Genomic DNA, 19,898 nt, shown 5'->3' on the forward strand with positions numbered 1-19,898 from the left:
GCATGTGCGTAAAGCAATTGGACAACATAGCAGCTCGAATGTGCAAAAGGTTTGTAACGGTCTTCATCGCCTTGTTGTGGGTGGCCTCTTCGACATCCGCTCAGTCGCTTGAACGATTCTCATTTGCCGAACCACATCTCGGTACGATTGTGGAAATCACACTATACGCGCCCGAAGAAACGGTCGCAAATGAGGCTGCGAAAGCCGCCTATGCCCGCCTTGGGGAACTCGACAGAATCTTCAGTGATTACAAATCGGACAGCGAAGTCATGCGTCTGTGCGTCGACGCGGGCTCGCGCGGCCCCGTGAAAGTCAGCCCCGAGCTGTTTCAACAACTCGAACTGTCACTGAGGATTGCGGAACAGTCGGACGGTGCATTTGATGTGACGGTTGGCCCCCTGATCAAGCTCTGGCGGCGTGCGCGAAAAGAAAAAACATTGCCGACACCCGAAGAGATTGCGAGCGCAAAAGCGTCTGTCGGCTGGCAGGATGTGGCACTCGACGCGACAAATCAGACCGTCGAATTGAAACGCTCGGGAATGCAGCTGGATTTTGGCGGGGTCGCGAAAGGATACATCGCCCAGCAAATGAGCCGCCGTCTGCGTGAACACAGTCTCAATTGTACACTGGTCGCTGTCGCCGGCGACATTGTCGCGGGTGACGCGCCCCCGAAAGCCGCGGGCTGGAAAGTCGGCGTCGCGCCACTCGCCGCGAAACAAAGTTCCCCCAGCCGATTGCTGCTCTTGAAGAATTGCGCGATCTCAACCTCGGGCGACGCGTTCCAGTTTGTGGAAATCGGCGGCATCCGGTATTCGCATATCGTCGACCCGCAAACTGGGTTGGGACTGACGAAGCGCAGCAGCGTCACAATCGTGGCCAGAGACGGAGCGGTGGCGGACGCGCTGGCAACTGCCGTCTGTGTGCAGGGCCCCGAAAAAGGCTTGTCACTTGCCGAATCCAGCCCACAGATCGAGGCCCTGATTGTGGAGGCCACAGAGCAGGGAACGCGCGTCATCGAAACGTCTGGATTCAAACAACTGGAATGGAAGAAGGAATAGGGTGTTGTCGGCAGGCAGCATCCCTTGCTGCGAAGCTCCCGCGTGAGGGTGTCCGGGAATTCCGCATTGGCACGCTCCCGCTTATCGATGCCTTCCAAAATCGGAAACATACAGGATCGACCGCGCCAGGTCCTTCCGCGATGGGAACAGTCGTGTGAAGAGGCGTTACCAAGCGGGAGCTTGGTAACGAGGAAATACAAGCAACGTGGAAATTCAGATCAATATTTTCAACATCATTTGTGTACCACGGGCATCGCCCCATGACACACCAGTCAGACGATGTGGCAACGTCTTGAATCGTAGAACATCACCGCGAGGTATGCCGGGCGACCCCGCCGAACAGGCGAGCGGCCAGATAATAGCAACGTGCTTTGCGCTGGCAGGCGCGCGGATTGGACGAGCATTCGCAGGCCGATTGCATGTTGTACAGAAACTGTCGGTCACAATCGCGACGATCCGCGCAGCTTTGATAGCAGGCATCATGGGCCGCGCACGCGGAGCGGAAATCGGCGCCGTAGAAACCTTGGGGAATGAAGGGATTTCCACCCCAGCTATTGCCTGGCCCGCAGGGACGCCACGGCGGACAGTCTGCCTGAACCGTGGTGTGGGCGCCCAGATAGACGCAAGAAATCAACGCAGCCAGTCGCAACAATCGCATCATTCCACCTCAAAAAACAGTTGAGTTGTGATCTTCAAAAACGCGTCAACGTGCGAACCGCGTCCGTTCACCGCTGGTGGCGATCTTGTGCTTAATTCGAATTTCACATGGCGTTTTCACGAGTTTTTTTCGATCCGTTTGAAGTTCAGCGAATTTTGCCGATTCGGTCCTTCGCAGAATCCGATAAGGCGCCGAGCTCGCTCTCGTCGCTACAGGCGTCATCTTCGGAACGACACTCGTCCTTCACGGAACGTTCAATCCAGACAAGGATCCAGAAACCACACAGATCTGGCCTAAGCTTGAGGCATGAATTCCCGCCGGTTGCCACTAGTCGTTGCCCTGATTCTTTGCGGATGCGTTCTCGCCCCCATTGAAGCGGGCGAGCTCGCGCCGCTGCTCGACCTGACCGTGGGAGACCATCAACTGACGGGGCGCGTCTTCGCGCACAACGACCAGACCTGTTGGTTTCAACGTCGGGATGGACGACTGAAACAGCTCGAATTGGCACATGTCAGTCAGTTCAAGGAACGAAAGGAACGCTTCCGTCCTCAGTCCACCATTGAATTCAAACAGGAGCTGCAAACAGAATTCGGGAAGAACTTCGAAGTCCGTACTGCCGGTCACTATGTCGTCGTGGCGCGTCCAGGGTCGGCCGAGGCCTATGCCGGCCTTTTCGATCGTATCTATCGCGAATTCGTCAGACTGTTCCGCGCACGCGGATTGACGATTGTTGATTCGGAATTTCCGCTGGTGGCCGTCGTCTTTCCTGACCAACTCAGTTTCTTGAAGTACTGCGCCGCCGAACGGACTCCCATCCAACCCGGAACGGTGGGATTCTATCTTCCGTCGTCCAATCGTGTCGCGCTCTTCGAACGAGCGGGTGCCGCCGATGTCGACCATACCGTGATTCATGAAGCGATCCATCAGGTCGCGTTTAACACGGGAATCCATTCGCGGATCGCGGGCCAGCCCAAGTGGGTCGTCGAAGGCCTGGCGACGATGTGCGAAGCCGATGGGATCCGGTCCCGGCTGGGAACAACGTCACCCGCAGATCGTATGAACCGCGAACGATTCTTATGGTTCCGCGATTACGCCAATACACGAAGAGCAGGGGATTCGCTGACGCAATTTGTCTCTGAAGATCAGTTGTTCACATCGTCACCGCTCGATGCCTACAGCGAAGCCTGGGCGCTTAGCTTCTTTCTGCTCGAAACGCGTCCTGCCGACTATTCGCAGTACCTGAGTCGGCTCAGTGAACGAGATCCGTTTGCGCCGTACGAGGCGGCCTCGCGATTGGCCGATTTCACGAAAGCATTCGGTCCGAACCTCGCCGAGTTGGAAATGATGTATCTGCGGTTCATCAAACGAATCGCTCAGCACTGATGGTGCATCACACTGCCGTCGGCGTTTTCTCAACAGTCGTTTCTGGCGGGCGGTAGAAAATGGCCACCGGCAACATCAACGCGGCGGCGAATCCGAACATCACTGCCTGCGGTAACATCAACCAGTCGATAAAGATCAGACGGCCGATCGTATAGACGATGCCGGCACCGAAAATTCCGAACCAGTTCATCAAATTCGTGGCGCCAATAATCCGCCCCTTTTGCTCGGTCGGGGCCTGCGATTGCAGATACACCTGAAGCGGTACGCTGTAAAAGCCAGCGAAAACGCCGACCGCGATCAATGCAAACGCACTCCCAATCGGCCCCAGTAGCGTTCCCCGGTAGAATGTGTTCTGCCCAGGAATATCACGAAAGGAATTGGCGGGCTTCGCGTCCACCTTCACGGGGACCACTGGCATAGGAATGTCTGAATCGGGTTTCGATTCGTCTTCGCCATCAATTTGATCGGACGCAACAGCTGCTGGAGGATTCATGGCGAGTTGCCGCTTGATGCGAATTTCTTCGTATACGGCTTTCCATCCGGGCCCTGGCAAAGCGAGCGCCAACAGACTGAGCGTCAATCCCCAGGCGCCCAGTCGAACGATCCAGGCCCGCACACGATCCTTCGAGAGAACCCCCGCGGCAACGCACCCGATCGCGATCCCGACGCCGGTGCTCGCTGCCAGAAGCCCCGCAAGCGTATCTTTGAAACCAAATTGTTCTTTGCACAGCGCATTGATCGCCGGAGGATAAATCGTACCACCGACGAACCAGAAGACAGACGACATGATCAACACCCCCAACAGCGTGGGATTGTTCCAGAGCAGTTGCCGCGTTTCAGGGGCCACCGCAATCGAGGAGATTTGGAATTTCAAGCCGGGCTGTGCAATCGGTGTCGGCCGAATGGCCAATGATGTGACCAGCCCCGTCACTGCAATCAACAAACAGGGCAGGCTGGCCACCCACAATTTTGACGAAAACAGTTCCATCGCGACACCGGCAACAGAAAGCCCAAAGATGATCGCCAGAAATGTCGCCATCAGGATCATTCCGTTCGCACGCGGCAAATCTTCGGGCCGTAGCATTTCAGGAAGAATTCCGTATTTGGACGGACCGAAAAAGGCGCTATGAACGCCCATCAGGCAGAGCACACCCAACAAGACCAGCAAATTGCCGCTCATGAAACCCACCATGCCCAGCAGCACGATGATCACTTCGGCCAGTTTGCACAGGACAATAATCGTTCGCTTGCTATATCGGTCGGACAGAAAACCGGCGTAGCCCGAGATCGCAATGAAGGGCGCCGCGAAGAGGATCAACGCGTATCCCTGAAGATCCTGTCCGCCATGCCTGACTTGATCGAGGCAGAGCAACATCACGAGTTGCTTGAACAGATTGTCATTAAAGGCCCCCAGAAATTGCGTGAGGTTCAACCCCCAGAAGCTGCGATCGTGAAACAATGTCGGGTGACCATTCTGACTCGCGGCGACACTCATCGTGGCAGAACCTTCCGGCAAACGGGACACATCATGTGTTGAACGAGACACCTCGCGCGGGGCGTGCGCGAAGATTCTTGCAGGATCAGGCCACGACGCATAGCGAATCGTGATCGTGAATTCCGCGTGATCGCCGTTGCCCTTGAAGAGGGAACATGCCGCTTTCGCGATTGGCAAACTTTCCCGGCGTGTTCTACGATGAATGAGATGACCGATAGATCGTTTTGTGGAGCGACGAACCTTACCGTGTCGATTCGAATCCAATGCCCGCAATGTGGTCGCGAACTCAAACTGCCTGATCGCAGTTTGCTGGGACGTAAAGGCAAGTGTCCCAAGTGCAGCCATGCGTTCATTCTGACGGAGCCGCTCGCCGCGCCCGAAACATCGCCGCTCGCGCCGCCGCCGCCGCCACCAACGGTTCCCGCGTCGCCGCCCGCTCCCGCGGCTCAGAAGCCACGCCCTATTGGCCCTACACCTGTCGCCCCGACCGATGTTGCCCCAACAAACGTCGTCGAGCCAACGTTCACGCCGCCAAGTGCGATTCCATCTGCAGAGCCCACGCCAACGCCGCCTCTTGAACCGACCCCGACGTCCCATATCGAGCTCACATTTCCCACCGAAGCCCCCGCGTTCGCACCGGAATTTGCCGCGTTTGAACCGATGACACGACCGCAAAGCACCGCGGCGCGGCTCAAAGAGTTACAGAAAGCGCGTCAGCAGCGAACACGGATGGGGCTGATCATCGGAAGCGTGATCCTGGTCGCCTGCGGCGGGATTGCGGTCTTTCTTTCCCGCACGACCGAGACCGCTTCACGGCCAAAACTGGCGACCACCGACGCGACGAATGCCGAGTCTTCCTCAAGCGAGGAAATCGCCGAGGGCAGCGTCGATCCGAACCTGACAGAATATGCCCAACGGGGATCGCCCACCCACGGAACACCGATCGACCTGAAATACATCCCCTTTGGGACACAGGTGGTGATCCACCTTCGACCGGCCGAACTCTGGCAGGAACAAAGTCGAGGCGATGAGATTCGTCGTTGCGTACCGCCGCTTGCCCAAATCATTGAACAGACCCTCGAAACGTGGTTTCGACTTCAACCAATTGAAGTCGATGAACTTTTGATCTGCCTGATTCCCGCTCAACGCGGCAACCCCCCCGACGTCGCGGTCGTTGTCCGTACGGTTGAAGACCAGGACCGCAACGCACGAATCAAACAATTCGGCCCCCGACTCGATGGTTTCGAACCATCGGTCTACGCGACAGCCGAAACGGCTTACATGATCCCCGACTCGAAGACGCTCGTCGCCGGTCCGCGGGGGCAAGTCGACGAGATGGTCAAAGCGGTCGAGACCAGTCATCCGGCAGAATTGCTTGACCCGCTGTTGCCGATGACGGACCGAGATCGACATCTGACGGTGATTTTCGATCCACTCACGCTCAAGCTCCATGATGCCTGGTTTGCGGAAAACCTTCGTTCGTTTGTCAGGAATTCGCTCGACTGGTTTCCCGAATCAATCGATGCGGCGTCGTGGAGCATGCACTTCACCGATGAGCTGTTCTACTCAGACCTGATCCTGCATGTGAAAGGCAAACAGCCCAAATTGGTTGAACGCGAAATCCACGAGCGGGTCAGCCGACTCGCGGGTGACCTGGTGCCCTGGTTTGAACGGATGAACCCATCCGAGCAGGGGAAGCGTCTGATTATCGGACGCGTTCCCGCCATGGTCGAAGTCTGCTGCATGGCTTCGATCATCAAACGCGGACCGCATCACGTCCAATTGGTGACACCGCTTCCTGATCGTGCCGCGCCGAACTTGTTCCTGGGGACGCTGCTTGCGTGGGATGAATCGACGCGCACGGATTTCACGGCCACCCGCCGCAGCACAACCGATGCGCCCGGCGGCGTACGATCGATACCGGATCGGCTCGCAACATCCATTGATGTCGATTTCCGCGCGACTCCCATGAATGAGGCGTTCGCGTATCTCAGCGGGGAAATCAAAACGGCGATCGAGATCGACGGTGACGCGCTCAAGGCAGGCGGATTCACGAAGAACATCAAGCAGTCGTTCCGCATGGACTCGGCACGCGCACAAGACGTGATCGCGAAGATCTTTTCGGAATCAAAAAGTGTCGAAAACAATCCCGAAAAGTGCCTGGTTCTGATTGTCGACGACGCAAATCAGCGAATACTGATTACAACACAGGCCTTCGCAGACCGGAAAAGCCTGAAAGCGTTCAAGCTGAACTAGACGCGTTGGCAACCTCGACGCGTTGGCAACACAGTGCAGATTCATGTCGAAAAGGGATTCGTCAACATGACTGGCAGTTCGTCTTGTCCCGATTGTGGCACGATCCTCCGGATTCGTGACCGCTCGTTCGTGGGACGACGCGTCAGTTGCCCGGAATGTAAGACGCCCCTGCGGATTGAGTCGTTCGATGAGGACGCCGGGTTTTCAATTCGGAAGCTGAAGCCAGAGGAATTGAAAAACGTCGGGCGCGGCCGCAAGCCCCAGGGGCATCCGCAACCACCCCAGAAGTCGCCCCAGATCACCGTCGGCGCGAGGTTCGCTCGAATCCTCAGTTCACCACTGACAGCCGCTTGCTTGCTGCTCATCGGGATGATCGCGTTCTTTATCGTGCTTAGATTCAAGCCGAAACTGCGGCTGTTCTCGCCTCGAACAACTCCTGTCCGCGTCATTCCCGAATCGCCATCCGAAACAATCACGCCAATGGCCCCCCGCGATTTCGATGATCCAGAGCCGCTAGCCTCGGCGGGTACTGATCCGGTTGTATCGCAATTCATTGATGACAGCGAAAGTCTGTCGGCACTTGAACCTGCCAATACAGACGGCCCCCTGATCTGGCCACCCCAGCAAACCACACCTGAACAGACGAATCCTTCTGTTACCCCAACCCCGGCACCGGTCGTGATCGATGTCGTCGGCAAAATGGCGCAGAAGCTGGTTTCGTACAAACAACCAAAAGTCAGCCGCCGGCACTTGATTGAAGCTCTGTCAGAATACTTGGGAGCTCCCATTCGCTATGACGCGGACGAGTTAGGGACGGACCAACTGGAAGCACACGTTTCGTTCGAACTCAAGAACACGACCGTCGGCGACGTCATCAGGGCGGTCGCTCAAGAGGCAAGCTGGCAAATCGAGATTGAAACCACCGGGCTCAGGCTTCGTCCGAAAAGGCCGATGCTCGAGCCTTAACGGACCGCGTGGGAATTGAGCCCGCCGCCCGTTCGCGGAATTCTTGGCGACCTCGGGGAAGCTGTTGATTTTGAGATCCGCTTCATCACACATTCAGGCAATTTGTTGGTATCGTCGTGGCGGTGATCGTCCTTTGCGATCGACCGATTTTTTTTGTACTTGTTTGCGGCCGATTCCCCCCAGTTCTCCGTTCATCATGCGCGTGCATCCATAGAATGGATTCTCGCAAAATCGAGGGACATCATTCTGACTGATCGGCAAACCCATCTTCGCGTTCGTTTGTAATCCTTCACTTGCGACCTTCAATCTGTCAAAACTGTCCTGCTGAATGACTGCTCCTGCTTCTTGAAGGTTCAATCGATGAACTTGCGGTTGCTGATAAGTTCGATCCTGATCGTGGTCCTCGCGCAGGCGGTGCACGCGGAAGAGCGGTATCTCGACTTCGTCCGTGGGCTGCGCGAGCGAGGCTATTTTGACTATGCGATTCTCTATCTGGATCAACTCGGACAACGTGCTTCCGTCCCCGATGACGTCCGTCAGGTTCTGACCTACGAGAAGGCGGTGACACTGCGCGAGTCGGCCAAGGCACTCCGCAATCCTGAAAAGCAGCAAGAACAGCTCGACCAGGCGTTGGCCTACCTCGAACAGTTCGTGCGCGAACATCCGGATCATCCCCGCACCGCCGACGCCAATTCCGATCGAGCCCAGATCCTGCTCCAGAAGGCCGACGTCGAGATCTTTCAGTCGAAGTCGCCCGCAAACAAAGGATCAAAACTGCCGTTCCAGCGCCGGGGTCGCGAGCTCGTCGCGAAAGCGCGTGACGTCTTGAAGACCGCCTTCGATCAACATGACGCCGCCCTCAAAAAATATCCTGTCTTCATCGACGAACAGAAAGAACCAACGCAATACGCCGAGCGCGAAGCGATCCTGGGAAACTTGGTTCACGAGTCCCTAAGCCTCGCAAAATGCACGTATCAGGAAGCACAGACGTACGATGCAACGGCCCGCGAGTTCAAACAATTGCTCGGCCGGGCGGCCGATGAATTTGAAACGGTGCACCAGAAGTACCGAACGTACGTCGGGGGACTGACGGCCCGTGCTTGGCAGGGAAAATGTTTCGAAGAACAAGGGGATCTGCAGAAAGCACTTGGGATTTACAACGAACTGCTCGAACATCCCGGCGACAACCCGTCGCTTCGCAGCCTGAAATCGCAGACCCTGCAGTTCAAACTGATCTGCCTGTACGCGCGCAGCGACTACCAGCTGGCAATCGATCTGGCGGAAGACTGGCAGAAAAAGAACGCGACGGATTCACGAACGTCCGTCGGCCTGGGAATTCAGTGGGAAGAGGCGCGTGCTTACGAGGCTCTCGGTGACAATCGAAGTCTTCCCAAGCCGGATCAGGAACGGTACTGGCGACAGGCAAGAACCGTCGCGCAGCAGATCAATCGTTTCCCCGGTGAATACAAAGATGTTTCGCTTGCGATGATGCAAAGGATGCAAACGAAACTGGGCGGCAAAGAGCGTAAGCCGGAAGACTTTGATGCAGCCTATGGGTTGGGGCGACAGGCATTCAACTCGGCGATGGAAGTTCGAAAAGAACTCGATGAGGGCACGAAGTCGCGGATTGCCGCAGAAGACCTGGCTCGTTTGCAGCAGGACTGGAAGAATCTGCTTAGCGACGCCGAACGAAATCTGGAACTCTCGCTGGCACTGGCAAACCGCCGCGACAGTTTGAAAGACATTTCAACCGCGCGATTACTACTCGCCCATACCAAATACCACCTTCATCAAAACTACGAAGCGGCGATTCTGGCCCAGTACATTGCTCGAACGTCGAAAGAGGACGATACGAGCATCGCGATTGATGCGGCACACATGGCGATGGCGGCGTTCGTGCAGGAGTACAACGAACATAAAGTTGAGCCCGAACGGAAAATGGACGACATGTGGCTGATCATCAAAGCCGCAAATCTGATCACTGACCGCTGGCCGGAAAGCGAACGCGCCAATGAAGCACGAATGGTTCTCGGCGGTCTCTATCGATCGGCCAAGCAACCGATCGAAGCGGCTCAATGGTTCAGCAAGGTGCCAGAGAGCGACCCGAAATTCCCGGAAGCTCAATTGTCTGCGGGTCAGGCCTTTTGGGCCGCCTATGGCGCTGCGACACGACAGACGCCCACGGCGCGCCCCACCACCGAGATTCTGTCCAACTGGAAGGCATCCGCCGAGACTTACCTGAAAAACGGTATCGCGCGACTGTCGGCGACGCTACCCGTCGAGGGCTCTGTCCCGCAGGAACTCGTTAGTGCGAAAATCTATCTGGCAGAAATTCTGCTCAACCAGGGTCAGGAAGCGGCCGCCGCAAAACTGCTGAAAGACGATCCGCAGTCCGTGGTCAAGGCGATCACCGTCGAAGATGAAAGCGTGCGGCCGGAGAAGGGAATTCAAAGTCGTTCCGTCGCCAAAAGTGTCTACACGCTGTTGCTGCGCGCCGATATCGGGATGGGCGCGGATAAGCTGAACGACGCCCGGCAGACCATGCAAACTCTGGAAGCGATCGCAGCGGGTGACACCAATTCCGATCTGACAGACCTGTATGTGGGTCTCGGCCGGATGTTGAAAACCGAGCTGGAACGATTCCGCAGCAATGGCGAAACCGCACGCTTCGAGAAACTACGCGAAGCATTCGAATCGTTCCTGGATGATATGTCTAAAAAGCAGGAGGGGCAGACGATCGGCTCGCTCAGTTGGATCGGTGAAACGTTCATCGCCCTGGGCGAAATCGCGACCGATCACAAGAAATCAGCCTCGTATTACGACCGGGCCGCTGCAGCGTTCCAGGGAATCTTCACGCGTGCAGAGAAAGATCCGAGCTTCGCGACACCCGACCAGTTACTCAACGTCAAGGTGCGGCTGATTCGATGCCTACGGTTTAAGCGAAGCTTTCCTGACGCGGAAAAATTGCTGACGGAAGTGCTGAAGGCACGCGGCAATGACCTGAGAACGCAGATGGAAGGAGCGTCGGTCTATCAGGATTGGGGAAAAGAAAGCGATCCCAAAAAGTTCATCGTGGCGATCGTGGGGCAGCGCGAAATTGGGCTGTGGGGCTGGGGCGGAATTGCCAAGCGAATTCAGCAGCAAAAGAATTTTTCGGATCGGCCGGAAATGGTCGAAGCCTTTCTGGATGCCCGTTACAACGTGTCTGCCTGCCGATTCGAATTTGCCAAAGGACAGCCCGCGGCAGAGAAGCAGAAAACGCTGGAACTGTGCGCGATGGAACTCGTCGGTTCCGCGTCCATCATGAAATCGCTACCGGACGAACAACGGGAAAAATTGAATCGTCTGTACCGTGATACGATGAAGGAGCTCGGCCGCAAGGTCGTCGACCTGCCGCGAAATGAAGAAATCGTGTCGGCCTTACCTGCAGACAAAGACGCAGCCGAAGCATCGCCCCATTCACCAAAACAACAGAGCTCCACGGAGACTGTCGCACCTAACGCAACCGCGGCGCGTTCAATGGACTCGACAACTTGGATGATGTTCCTGGGCTGCGTCATTGCCGGGATTGTCGTCTTTGGAGCGGTCATCCAGGCCAGTCGAAAACCAAAGCCGAAGTCCAAATCGTCGATTCGACGTGCGGCTGCTGCGGCATCGACGGCGGCATTCACGGGGATTGCGGTGGATGACGAAGACACCCCCGCATTCTCGTTCCCCTCGACGCCAAAGCCTCGGCCGAAACCCGAAGCCAAACCGTCGAGTCCCCCATCAGCCGGCCCCGCGCAAACATCTCCGTCGCGACCGGCCACGCGTCCTGAAGGGCAGGTACCGGCCCCAAAGCCGCCTCGACCTCGACCACCCTCACCCCCACGCACCGAGTGACGAGATCGCCGGTCTCGACCTGACACTCACTCGCCTCTGAAACCGCCCTTTGCTTCGCAGTGTGGAAGATGAAATATGACAATGCTGTCGAATCGAATCGTGTGTCTGACCGCAACAATCCTGATTCTGTCGCTGACATCCGTTCAAGCGGCAACAGACATCATCACCAAGAAAGGTGATGCCAAACGCGTCAACGGCGATATTTCGGCGATGACAAAAACCGAACTGACGCTCAAACGTCCGCAAGGCGAAGAGATCATTCAGGCGAATGAGATCGCAGTGATCGAATGGGGAGCCGCCACGCCCGACTTGAAGGTTGCCTATTCCCACGAAAATGGCGGGCGCTATGATGCCGCGATCCAGAGTCTGACCAAAGCCAAAGCTGACGCCAAATCGCCCAGTCCTTTCCTGCAAGGGGAATTCGAATATGTGCTCGCTCGGATCCAGGGGAAACAGGCGCTGACCGATCCGGACAAGCGAGACGCCGCGATCCAAAAACTGCAATCAGTGCAAAAAACATATTCGGAACATATCCGCTATTACGATTCGATGTTGTTGCTCAGCCAATTACAACTTCTCACCAAAGACGCGTCAGGCGTCCGGGCCACGGCCGAAACATTGAAGAAGGCTCCGTGGAATGAACTCAGACTGGCGGCCCTGATCGCGGAAGCTCGGGTTGAAGTCACCGAAGGAAAGCTCGACGAGGCCATTGCCAGTTTCGAAGCGGCCGCGAAGGCGGCAGGTCAATCGCCGGCTGAAGTCGCTCGCAAGTATGAAGCGATGCTCGGACAAGCCCGCGGACTTCTGCTGAAATCCAAATACGACGACAGCCTCAAGATTCTCGATGTCGTCACAGACAAAGGCCCCGTGGAAGACTCCGCAATTCAGGCCGAGGCCTACGTCCTGCAGGGTGAGGCACTGCTGGGGTTAGGAAGCAGCAAGAATAAGGAAGCCGCTCTCGCATTTCTGCATGTGGATGTTCTGTTTCCTAAAGAGGGTGAATTTCACGCCGAAGCCCTTTATCAACTCAGTCGGGTCTGGAAACAGTTGCAGCACCCCGAACGCAGCGCCGATGCGGCGGCGAAACTTGTCCAGAATTACCCGAATAGTGAATGGCGGAAAAAGCTGGATGGAAGCGAAGAAAAATAGCCTCCGACACCGATGCCCACTCTCCGAATCGCCTTGTGACACCATTCTTCCTTGTTGAAACTGTGCGAAGTCCCCGTTTTCACCGTGCCAGTAAGTTGGCAACCACGGTATCGGACATTTAGAATCGGTAAACTGGCGAAGCTTGGAAGGCGACGCTCTCAAAAAAGGAATGAGTTCTGTGAAAGGGATCTCCATGAACCAGACGATCGTTTACAGCCGTTGGTGGTGTTTGGTTCTTGCGATGCTCGTGGGAGGGATGTCTGTCACTCCGTGGCCATCGGTATCGCACGCTCAGGACGAGCTGGAAAAGTCGACGCCAGTCGATGACAACTTTAAGCCGGGCGCCGACGGAAAGTCGCCCGATGCGAAGAAGCTGCCCGAGACCTTCCTGAGCTGGATGATTCGCGCATCCGGGATCTTTGGCTTTCTGATCATGCTGGTCTCGTTCGCGATGGTTGCGATTATCATGATGATCGCGCTGCAACTTCGCCGCGAGAACTATCTTCCCGCCTCGTTCATTGAAGAATTTGAACAGCAACTGCAGGCGAAAGACTATCAGGGCGCTTACGAATCCGCGAAATCCAGTGACTCGTTCATTGGCCGCATTCTGGCCGCCGGAATGGGTCGTCTCTCGCGAGGTTACGAAGAAGCCGTCGAACAGATGCAGCAGGTCGGCGAAGACGAAACGATGTCGATGGAACACAAAATCGGCTATCTGGCATTGATCGGTTCCATCGCACCCATGCTGGGACTACTGGGAACGGTGCAGGGGATGGTGCTCAGTTTTCAGGTGATCGCCAATTCAACGACATCCCCCAAGCCGTCGGAACTGGCTGACGGAATTGCAACCGCGCTCTTTACGACTCTGGAAGGCCTGGTCGTCGCCATTCCCGCGATCATCTTCTATTCGCTCTACAAGAATCGCCTGGCCCGGTTCCTGATGGAATGCGGTTTCGTCGCCGACAACCTGATGAAGAATTTCCAGGGAATGACCAAACCCGCGACCGCAGCCGGCCGTCCAGGTGGTGCGGCACCAGCAGGTGCGCCGAGTGCACCACGCTCCGAATGATCACCACAAGGATGTGAGAAGCGACGAGCACGAATTCGTTGCACGACGGAACACGGGCGCGTAGGGAGACCGGGACCATGTTGAAGATGCGAAAAATCGAAATGGGGTTTACCGAACCAGATATGACCCCCATGATCGATATCGTCTTTCAACTGCTGACGTTCTTTATGATTGCGATCAATTTTGAGAACACCAAGGCAGATGAACGCGTCAAACTTCCCAAAGATGCCCTCGCCAAGCCCCCCGTCGTCAAACCCGAACATGAACTGGTGCTGAACTATGGCTACCAGCGTGATCCGCAAACGGGTTCTCGCATCAAACCATTCCCGGAAATCTTTTACAACGAACGATACGTAGAAGTGGGACGAATCTCGAAGGATCTGGAAACAGAACGTCGTGTGATGGAACAACTGCACGGCCCCGACGTCATCAAGGATGTCACGGTCTTGATTCGAGCCGATTCCGAGATCCCGACGGGACTGGTGCAAGAATTGATCAAACGATGCCAGGACGCGGGCTTTTCCAAGTTCTCGCTTCGCGCGACAGCGGAGGAGATCTAACCATGAAATTCAGCAAGCGCTGGTCTGGTCCATCCAAAGTCGACATTCCCATGGCACCGATGATCGACATCGTGTTCCAGTTGCTGATCTTCTTCATGTTGAACCTGAAGATTGTCTCGCCCGAGGGCAATTTCAACATCAACATGCCCATCGGTCCGCCGTCCGCCGCCGCCGATCAGGGCCTGCCTGAAATCAAGGTCGGCCTGCATTCCGATCGCGATGGAAATTTGACTCAGATTACCTTTGGTTCCAAAAATCTGGGCAATGACGACGCCGCGTTCGAGCAACTGAATAAGGAAATCCTGACCTACATCGGTCGACCCGGAAATCCGTTGACCAAAGAGGTCGAAGTCGAAATCGATGCCGACTTTGAAACGCAGTACAAATACGTCGTTCGTGCCATCTCGAAATGCACCGGCAAGTTTGATCCAAACACTAAACAGATCGCTCGTTACGTCGAAAAGATTAAATTCGCCGCCCCCCACAAACCCAAAACATAGTCCTTTGCCTGTCTTCTCTGCGTCTTCCTGCCGACCCATTGAGTACCCGAAGTACGCGTTGCATTCAGGTGGACCCAGCGGTGGGGTGCGAGACACAGAGGCACGGAGACGCAGAGAAGACAGGCGAATTACAGAGATAAGAATTCCTCGCCTCGCCACCCGCTCGGAAGTCATTCCCGAGAATCCCGCCCCGCGTGCGGTTCACGTTCAGCCGTCAGGTCGATACAATTGGCCCCTTCCCCCTGACCCGGTGCAGGGCCTGTGATCCCCCCTCAACGGTTTTGGTTTTATGACTGTCCCGGCTGATTCGAACGGACTCCCGTCCATTCAAGAAGAGCTCATTCTCGTCCTCGATTTTGGTGGCCAAACGGCGCAGCTCATCGCACGCCGCGTTCGCGACCAAAATGTGTTCTGTCAGTTGGTACGACATGATCTGCCGATCGAGCGCATCCGTGAACTGAAACCGAAAGGATTGATCCTTTCCGGTGGCCCAGCCAGTGTTTACGAAAAGAACGCCCCGCACGTCGATGCTCGGTTGTTCGACTTGGGAATCCCGATCCTGGGGATCTGCTATGGCCTGCAACTCGCCTGTCAGACCCTCGGCGGACGCGTGACGCCGGGCTCGAAACGAGAATTCGGCCGAACCCAATGCCAGATCGTTGCCGCCGACCCATTTCTCACGGGCCTCCCCGCGTCAATGACCGTCTGGATGAGCCACGGTGACCAGATCGAAGACACCGCAGGAATGTTTACTTCCCTGATGAGTACTTCAACCTGTGCCTTCGCCGCCGTCAAACATCGTTCACAAGCGATCTATGGACTGCAATTCCACCCCGAAGTGACGCACACCGAACATGGCGGCCAACTGCTGGCCAACTTCGTCAAAGAAGTTTGCGGTTGTCATGGAACCTGGAAAATCAGTTCGCTGATCGACCGCGAAGTCGCGTCGATTCGGGCCCGTGTCGGCGCGAACCGCGTGATCTGTGGTCTGTCCGGCGGCGTCGACTCGTCGGTCGTCGCGGCCATTCTGTACAAGGCCATTGGGTCACAACTCTCGTGCATCTTTGTGGACAACGGTCTGCTGCGAAAAGGCGAATCCGACAAGGTCCGAGATCGTTTTGAAAACCACTTCAAGACCGACCTGCACGTGGTAGACGCGAAGAAGCAGTTCCTTGATGAACTGGCCGGTGTCACCGATCCTCAGCAAAAGCGGAAAATCATCGGACGCGTCTTCATCGACGTCTTCCGCAAAGAAGCCGAATCGATCCAGGACGCGAAGTTCCTGGCACAAGGCACGTTATATCCCGACGTCATCGAATCCGGCGCGAACATTGATGGTCCGGCCGCAACAATCAAAGCCCACCATAACGTCGGCGGACTGCCTGAACAGCTCGGCTTCGAACTGATCGAACCACTGCGGGATCTGTTCAAAGACGAAGTACGCCGTATGGGTCTGGAACTGGGCCTGACCGAAGAATTGGTCTGGCGTCACCCATTCCCCGGCCCGGGATTGGGCGTCCGCTGCCTGGGTGAACTGTCCGATGTCCGCCTGACCAAGCTGCGTGAGGCCGATGCCATCGTCTTGGAAGAATTGCGGTCGGCAGGACTGTATCGCCTGATTCAGCAAGCCTTCGCCGTGTTGTTGCCCGTCCAAAGCGTAGGCGTGATGGGCGATGGCCGAACATACGAAGAAGTGATCGCAGTGCGAGCCGTCGCGACCGATGACTTCATGACGGCCGACTGGTACCCGATGCCCCACGACGTCTTGCAGCGGATTTCGACCCGGATTATCAACGAGGTTCGCGGAGTGAACCGCGTCGTCTACGACATCAGCTCAAAGCCACCCAGCACCATCGAATGGGAGTGACGGATCACATGGCCGAACGCATTCTGAGTATTTCTGGTTTACGAGGGATCATCGGCGACGGGTTGGATCCGGAATACGTGACGCGGTTTGCAGCGTCGCTGGGGACCGTGGCCAACGGCGGAACAGTGGTCCTGTCACGCGATGGTCGTTCGACTGGAGAAATGCTGCGGCACGCCGTGCTGTCGGGACTGCTGGCCACTGGCTGCAAAGTGCTCGACCTGGGAATCGCCTCCACCCCCACCTGCGGGGTGATGGTGACGGCGCTGGACGCCGCGGGCGGGTTGCAACTGACGGCGAGCCACAATCCGATCGAATGGAACGGATTGAAACCGTTCTCGCCACGTGGATCGGTCTTTGACAAAGCGACTGGTGAGCAACTTCTCAGTGTCATCAACAGCACACCTCGGTACCGCGGCTGGTCCGAACTGGGTACGGTCGAAATTGTGGCCGATCCGACCAGCGAACATCAGCGTCGGGTGTTCAAGCTCGTGGATGTCGCCGCGATCAAGGCCCGACATTTCAAGGTCGTGCTCGACTGCAATCACGGCTCTGGCAGCCTGCTGGGACCGCAATTGCTGCGTAACCTCGGCTGCGAAGTGATCGTGATGGGCGGTTCCGCCGACGGACAGTTCGAACATCCGGCCGAACCGTTGAAAGAGAACCTGACGACGCTGATGAAGGCCGTCGTTCAGCACGGTGCGGACGTCGGGTTTGCACAGGACCCCGACGCCGATCGCCTGGCCATCGTCGACAACACTGGCCGCTATATCGGCGAAGAATTGACACTGGCTCTCGCCGTCGATCATGTCCTTTCACGACAGAAGGGGGCCGTTGTGGTGAACGGCTCAACCAGTCGTGTCACGGCGGATCTGGCGGCCAAACACGGATGCCAGTTTCATCGCTCGCACGTGGGCGAAGCCAACGTTGTGGCGAAGATGCTGGAAGTTGGCGCACTCATCGGTGGCGAAGGCAACGGAGGCGTCATCGAACCGCACGTCGGATACGTCCGCGACAGCTTTGTCAGCATGGCTTATGTCCTCGATGGATTGGTCGTCCGCCGAACACCCCTCGCGGCCTGGGTCGATTCATTGCCTCGCTACACGATCGTCAAGGATAAGCTGCATTGTCCGCGTGAACGTGTCGATCGAGCGTGTGCCGCGTTGCGATCCGCGTATGCCACCGCCACGGCCACGGAAGGAGATGGCTTGCGACTCGACTGGCCCGATCGCTGGGTCCAGGTTCGCGCCAGCAATACCGAACCGATCATCCGTGTCATTGCCGAAGCCCCGGATGATTCCAAAGCAAAGGCTCTTTGTGCGGAAGCAGTGGAACTCGCCAAACAGGCAACGCAGTGAAGCAGGCCGCTCAATAGCAAGGCTGCGCCCACTTCAAATCCACGAGAACGGATCTGTTCTGGTGGATTTGTCGGGAACTCGATTGACCGATTGACGTGATCCGTTTAGCCTTTTGACCAGACGGAACGGACAGTCACCTCCAGTTCGATCAGAGTTCTTCCCGGGGAAGAATCTTGATCTCTGGAACCGCGGATCGCGGATGACACTTGGTCAAGGAGGACTTGATGACGGCACCTCTGCCGAGCGCTCGCTCGAAGCTGTTTGTACTTGATACGAACGTCATTCTGCACGATGCCGGGTGCCTCTGGAACTTCAAAGAACACGACATCGCGGTTCCCATCACGGTTCTCGAAGAACTGGATAAGTTCAAGAAGGGGAACGAGGCGATCAACTTCCAGGCCCGTGCGTTTCTTCGCCGACTGGATGAACTTACCAGCGACGTCTTCTCAGAAGAAGGCACCTCATTGGGTTCGGGACTAGGGCGGATTCGCGTCGTCCTGCGAGGGGACCACGGTGAACAGCTACGGCAAGCGTTCTTCAGCGATGCACCAGACCATCGCATTCTCGATATCGCCCTGACGCTTCAAGACCACGAGCAACCACGCTCGGTGATCCTGGTCACCAAAGACACAAACTTGCGGCTGAAAGCCAAGTCCATGGGCTTACCGGCCCAGGACTACAACAGCGACAAGGTCGAAAGCTTTGAAAAGCTATATACCGGCAAACGGCTGGTCGTTGATCTGCCGTCCGACGTAATCTCCCAATTCTTCACAGCCAGCGGTGACGTCCCGACAACGCACTTGCCGATGGTGGAGGATCCGATTGCCAACGAGAATTTCATTCTGCGCAATGGTTCAAAGTCAGTCCTCGCCACATACCATTCCGATGAAAAGGTCTATTCGCGGCTCGAGAAGATTTCCGCATCGGGGATTACACCCCGCAATGCCGAACAGGCGTTCGCGCTGAGCGCGCTCATGGACGATTCGATTAAGCTTGTCACGATCGGCGGCAAAGCGGGTTCTGGAAAAACGCTACTGGCGATGGCCGCAGCATTGGAATGCCGGTCCCGATATCGACAAACGCTGCTCGCACGCCCCGTCGTGTCGCTCAGCAATCGCGATCTCGGTTTTCTGCCTGGTGACGTCAACGCCAAACTCGATCCATACATGCAGCCGCTTTACGACAACCTTGCTGTCGTGTGCGCTCAATTGGGTGAATCCGATGTGCGTACGAAACTTGACGATCTGCTCGTGAAGTATCGGCTCGAAGTGACACCGTTGGCCTACATTCGCGGTCGCAGTCTGCAACGCGTGTTCTTTATCGTCGATGAAGCCCAAAACCTGACTCCGCACGAAGTGAAGACGATCATCACGCGAGCAGGGGAGGGAACCAAGATTGTGCTGACCGGCGACATCCAGCAGATCGATCATCCCTATCTGGATTCGCTGTCCAACGGATTGACCTATCTGATCAATCGCATGGTGGGACAGTCGATCTACGCTCACATCACGCTGGAAAAAGGCGAACGCTCAGCCCTTGCCGAACTCGCCAGCAACTTGCTGTAAGACTCGATTTGCTGTGGCGCATTCACAATCGCCAAGATCCAATTCATCCCCGGCCGTGACCAAACGCATCACGATGCTTGGCGCGCCGGGTTTGCTCACGAGAGACGGGTCGGCCGCTGATTGTGAAGACCGTCA

At 56.5% G+C, this 19,898-nt stretch carries 14 protein-coding genes; 12 read left to right on the forward strand and 2 right to left on the reverse strand.

Annotation, left to right across the window (positions count from 1 at the left end):
- Nucleotides 1-38 precede the first annotated feature (38 nt).
- Complete coding sequence (locus tag OSO_RS45640; RefSeq protein WP_040592693.1) at nt 39-1,058, forward strand: FAD:protein FMN transferase; 1,020 nt, start codon at nt 39-41, stop codon at nt 1,056-1,058.
- Nucleotides 1,059-1,365: 307 nt separating this feature from the next.
- Here the strand turns inward: OSO_RS45640 and OSO_RS45645 are convergent, their stop codons facing one another.
- A complete protein-coding gene (locus OSO_RS45645) occupies nt 1,366-1,719 on the reverse strand; it encodes a hypothetical protein (RefSeq protein WP_050986214.1) in 354 nt (117 codons plus the stop codon).
- A gap of 303 nt (nt 1,720-2,022) precedes the next feature.
- Here OSO_RS45645 and OSO_RS0129160 point away from each other — a divergent pair, with 303 nt between their 5' ends.
- A complete protein-coding gene (locus tag OSO_RS0129160) occupies nt 2,023-3,099 on the forward strand; it encodes a DUF1570 domain-containing protein (protein ID WP_010586501.1) in 1,077 nt (358 codons plus the stop codon).
- Nucleotides 3,100-3,106: 7 nt separating this feature from the next.
- Here OSO_RS0129160 and OSO_RS48770 read toward each other — a convergent pair whose 3' ends face one another.
- Nucleotides 3,107-4,594, reverse strand: a complete 1,488-nt coding sequence (locus OSO_RS48770) for an MFS transporter (protein WP_157605515.1) — start codon at nt 4,592-4,594, stop codon at nt 3,107-3,109.
- A 246-nt stretch (nt 4,595-4,840) separates the two neighbouring features.
- Here OSO_RS48770 and OSO_RS50440 point away from each other — a divergent pair, with 246 nt between their 5' ends.
- The 10 genes from OSO_RS50440 to OSO_RS0129220 all read left to right on the forward strand — a co-directional run bounded on the left by OSO_RS50440 (nt 4,841) and on the right by OSO_RS0129220 (nt 19,763).
- Complete coding sequence (locus OSO_RS50440; protein ID WP_157605516.1) at nt 4,841-6,850, forward strand: zinc ribbon domain-containing protein; 2,010 nt, start codon at nt 4,841-4,843, stop codon at nt 6,848-6,850.
- Between the two features lie 66 nt (nt 6,851-6,916).
- Complete coding sequence (locus OSO_RS0129175; protein WP_083842993.1) at nt 6,917-7,816, forward strand: hypothetical protein; 900 nt, start codon at nt 6,917-6,919, stop codon at nt 7,814-7,816.
- Nucleotides 7,817-8,176: 360 nt separating this feature from the next.
- Complete coding sequence (locus tag OSO_RS0129185) at nt 8,177-11,698, forward strand: P-loop NTPase family protein (protein ID WP_083842995.1); 3,522 nt, start codon at nt 8,177-8,179, stop codon at nt 11,696-11,698.
- Nucleotides 11,699-11,773: 75 nt separating this feature from the next.
- Nucleotides 11,774-12,847: a tetratricopeptide repeat protein gene (locus OSO_RS0129190; protein WP_010586507.1), complete on the forward strand. Its 1,074-nt coding sequence runs from the start codon at nt 11,774-11,776 to the stop codon at nt 12,845-12,847.
- 193 nt (nt 12,848-13,040) lie between these two features.
- Nucleotides 13,041-13,916 carry a MotA/TolQ/ExbB proton channel family protein gene (locus OSO_RS0129195; RefSeq protein WP_237729350.1) on the forward strand — a complete coding sequence of 292 codons (876 nt, stop codon included), beginning with the start codon at nt 13,041-13,043 and terminating at the stop codon, nt 13,914-13,916.
- A 77-nt stretch (nt 13,917-13,993) separates the two neighbouring features.
- Nucleotides 13,994-14,476: an ExbD/TolR family protein gene (locus tag OSO_RS0129200; RefSeq protein WP_010586509.1), complete on the forward strand. Its 483-nt coding sequence runs from the start codon at nt 13,994-13,996 to the stop codon at nt 14,474-14,476.
- A 2-nt stretch (nt 14,477-14,478) separates the two neighbouring features.
- Nucleotides 14,479-14,976 carry an ExbD/TolR family protein gene (locus OSO_RS0129205; protein ID WP_010586510.1) on the forward strand — a complete coding sequence of 166 codons (498 nt, stop codon included), beginning with the start codon at nt 14,479-14,481 and terminating at the stop codon, nt 14,974-14,976.
- A gap of 289 nt (nt 14,977-15,265) precedes the next feature.
- Nucleotides 15,266-16,843, forward strand: coding sequence for a glutamine-hydrolyzing GMP synthase (guaA, locus tag OSO_RS0129210; RefSeq protein ID WP_010586511.1), 1,578 nt, complete (start codon nt 15,266-15,268; stop codon nt 16,841-16,843).
- A gap of 8 nt (nt 16,844-16,851) precedes the next feature.
- Nucleotides 16,852-18,198, forward strand: coding sequence for a phosphoglucosamine mutase (glmM, locus tag OSO_RS0129215; RefSeq protein WP_029247604.1), 1,347 nt, complete (start codon nt 16,852-16,854; stop codon nt 18,196-18,198).
- A gap of 224 nt (nt 18,199-18,422) precedes the next feature.
- Nucleotides 18,423-19,763 carry a PhoH family protein gene (locus tag OSO_RS0129220; RefSeq protein ID WP_010586513.1) on the forward strand — a complete coding sequence of 447 codons (1,341 nt, stop codon included), beginning with the start codon at nt 18,423-18,425 and terminating at the stop codon, nt 19,761-19,763.
- The last annotated feature ends 135 nt before the right edge of the window (nt 19,764-19,898 follow it).

The organism is Schlesneria paludicola DSM 18645 (genome assembly GCF_000255655.1).
GTDB classification, from domain to species: Bacteria; Planctomycetota; Planctomycetia; order Planctomycetales; family Planctomycetaceae; genus Schlesneria; species Schlesneria paludicola.

Bases quoted from the DNA above. Each gene is read 5' to 3' on its own strand.
- OSO_RS45640 (WP_040592693.1), top strand. From the start codon at position 39: ATGTGCAAAAGGTTTGTAACGGTCTTCATCGCCTTGTTGTGGGTGGCC.
- OSO_RS45645 (WP_050986214.1), bottom strand. From the start codon at position 1,719: ATGATGCGATTGTTGCGACTGGCTGCGTTGATTTCTTGCGTCTATCTG.
- OSO_RS0129160 (WP_010586501.1), top strand. From the start codon at position 2,023: ATGAATTCCCGCCGGTTGCCACTAGTCGTTGCCCTGATTCTTTGCGGA.
- OSO_RS48770 (WP_157605515.1), bottom strand. From the start codon at position 4,594: ATGAGTGTCGCCGCGAGTCAGAATGGTCACCCGACATTGTTTCACGAT.
- OSO_RS0129175 (WP_083842993.1), top strand. From the start codon at position 6,917: ATGACTGGCAGTTCGTCTTGTCCCGATTGTGGCACGATCCTCCGGATT.
- OSO_RS0129185 (WP_083842995.1), top strand. From the start codon at position 8,177: ATGAACTTGCGGTTGCTGATAAGTTCGATCCTGATCGTGGTCCTCGCG.
- OSO_RS0129190 (WP_010586507.1), top strand. From the start codon at position 11,774: ATGACAATGCTGTCGAATCGAATCGTGTGTCTGACCGCAACAATCCTG.
- OSO_RS0129195 (WP_237729350.1), top strand. From the start codon at position 13,041: ATGAACCAGACGATCGTTTACAGCCGTTGGTGGTGTTTGGTTCTTGCG.
- OSO_RS0129200 (WP_010586509.1), top strand. From the start codon at position 13,994: ATGTTGAAGATGCGAAAAATCGAAATGGGGTTTACCGAACCAGATATG.
- OSO_RS0129205 (WP_010586510.1), top strand. From the start codon at position 14,479: ATGAAATTCAGCAAGCGCTGGTCTGGTCCATCCAAAGTCGACATTCCC.
- guaA (WP_010586511.1), top strand. From the start codon at position 15,266: ATGACTGTCCCGGCTGATTCGAACGGACTCCCGTCCATTCAAGAAGAG.
- glmM (WP_029247604.1), top strand. From the start codon at position 16,852: ATGGCCGAACGCATTCTGAGTATTTCTGGTTTACGAGGGATCATCGGC.
- OSO_RS0129220 (WP_010586513.1), top strand. From the start codon at position 18,423: ATGACGGCACCTCTGCCGAGCGCTCGCTCGAAGCTGTTTGTACTTGAT.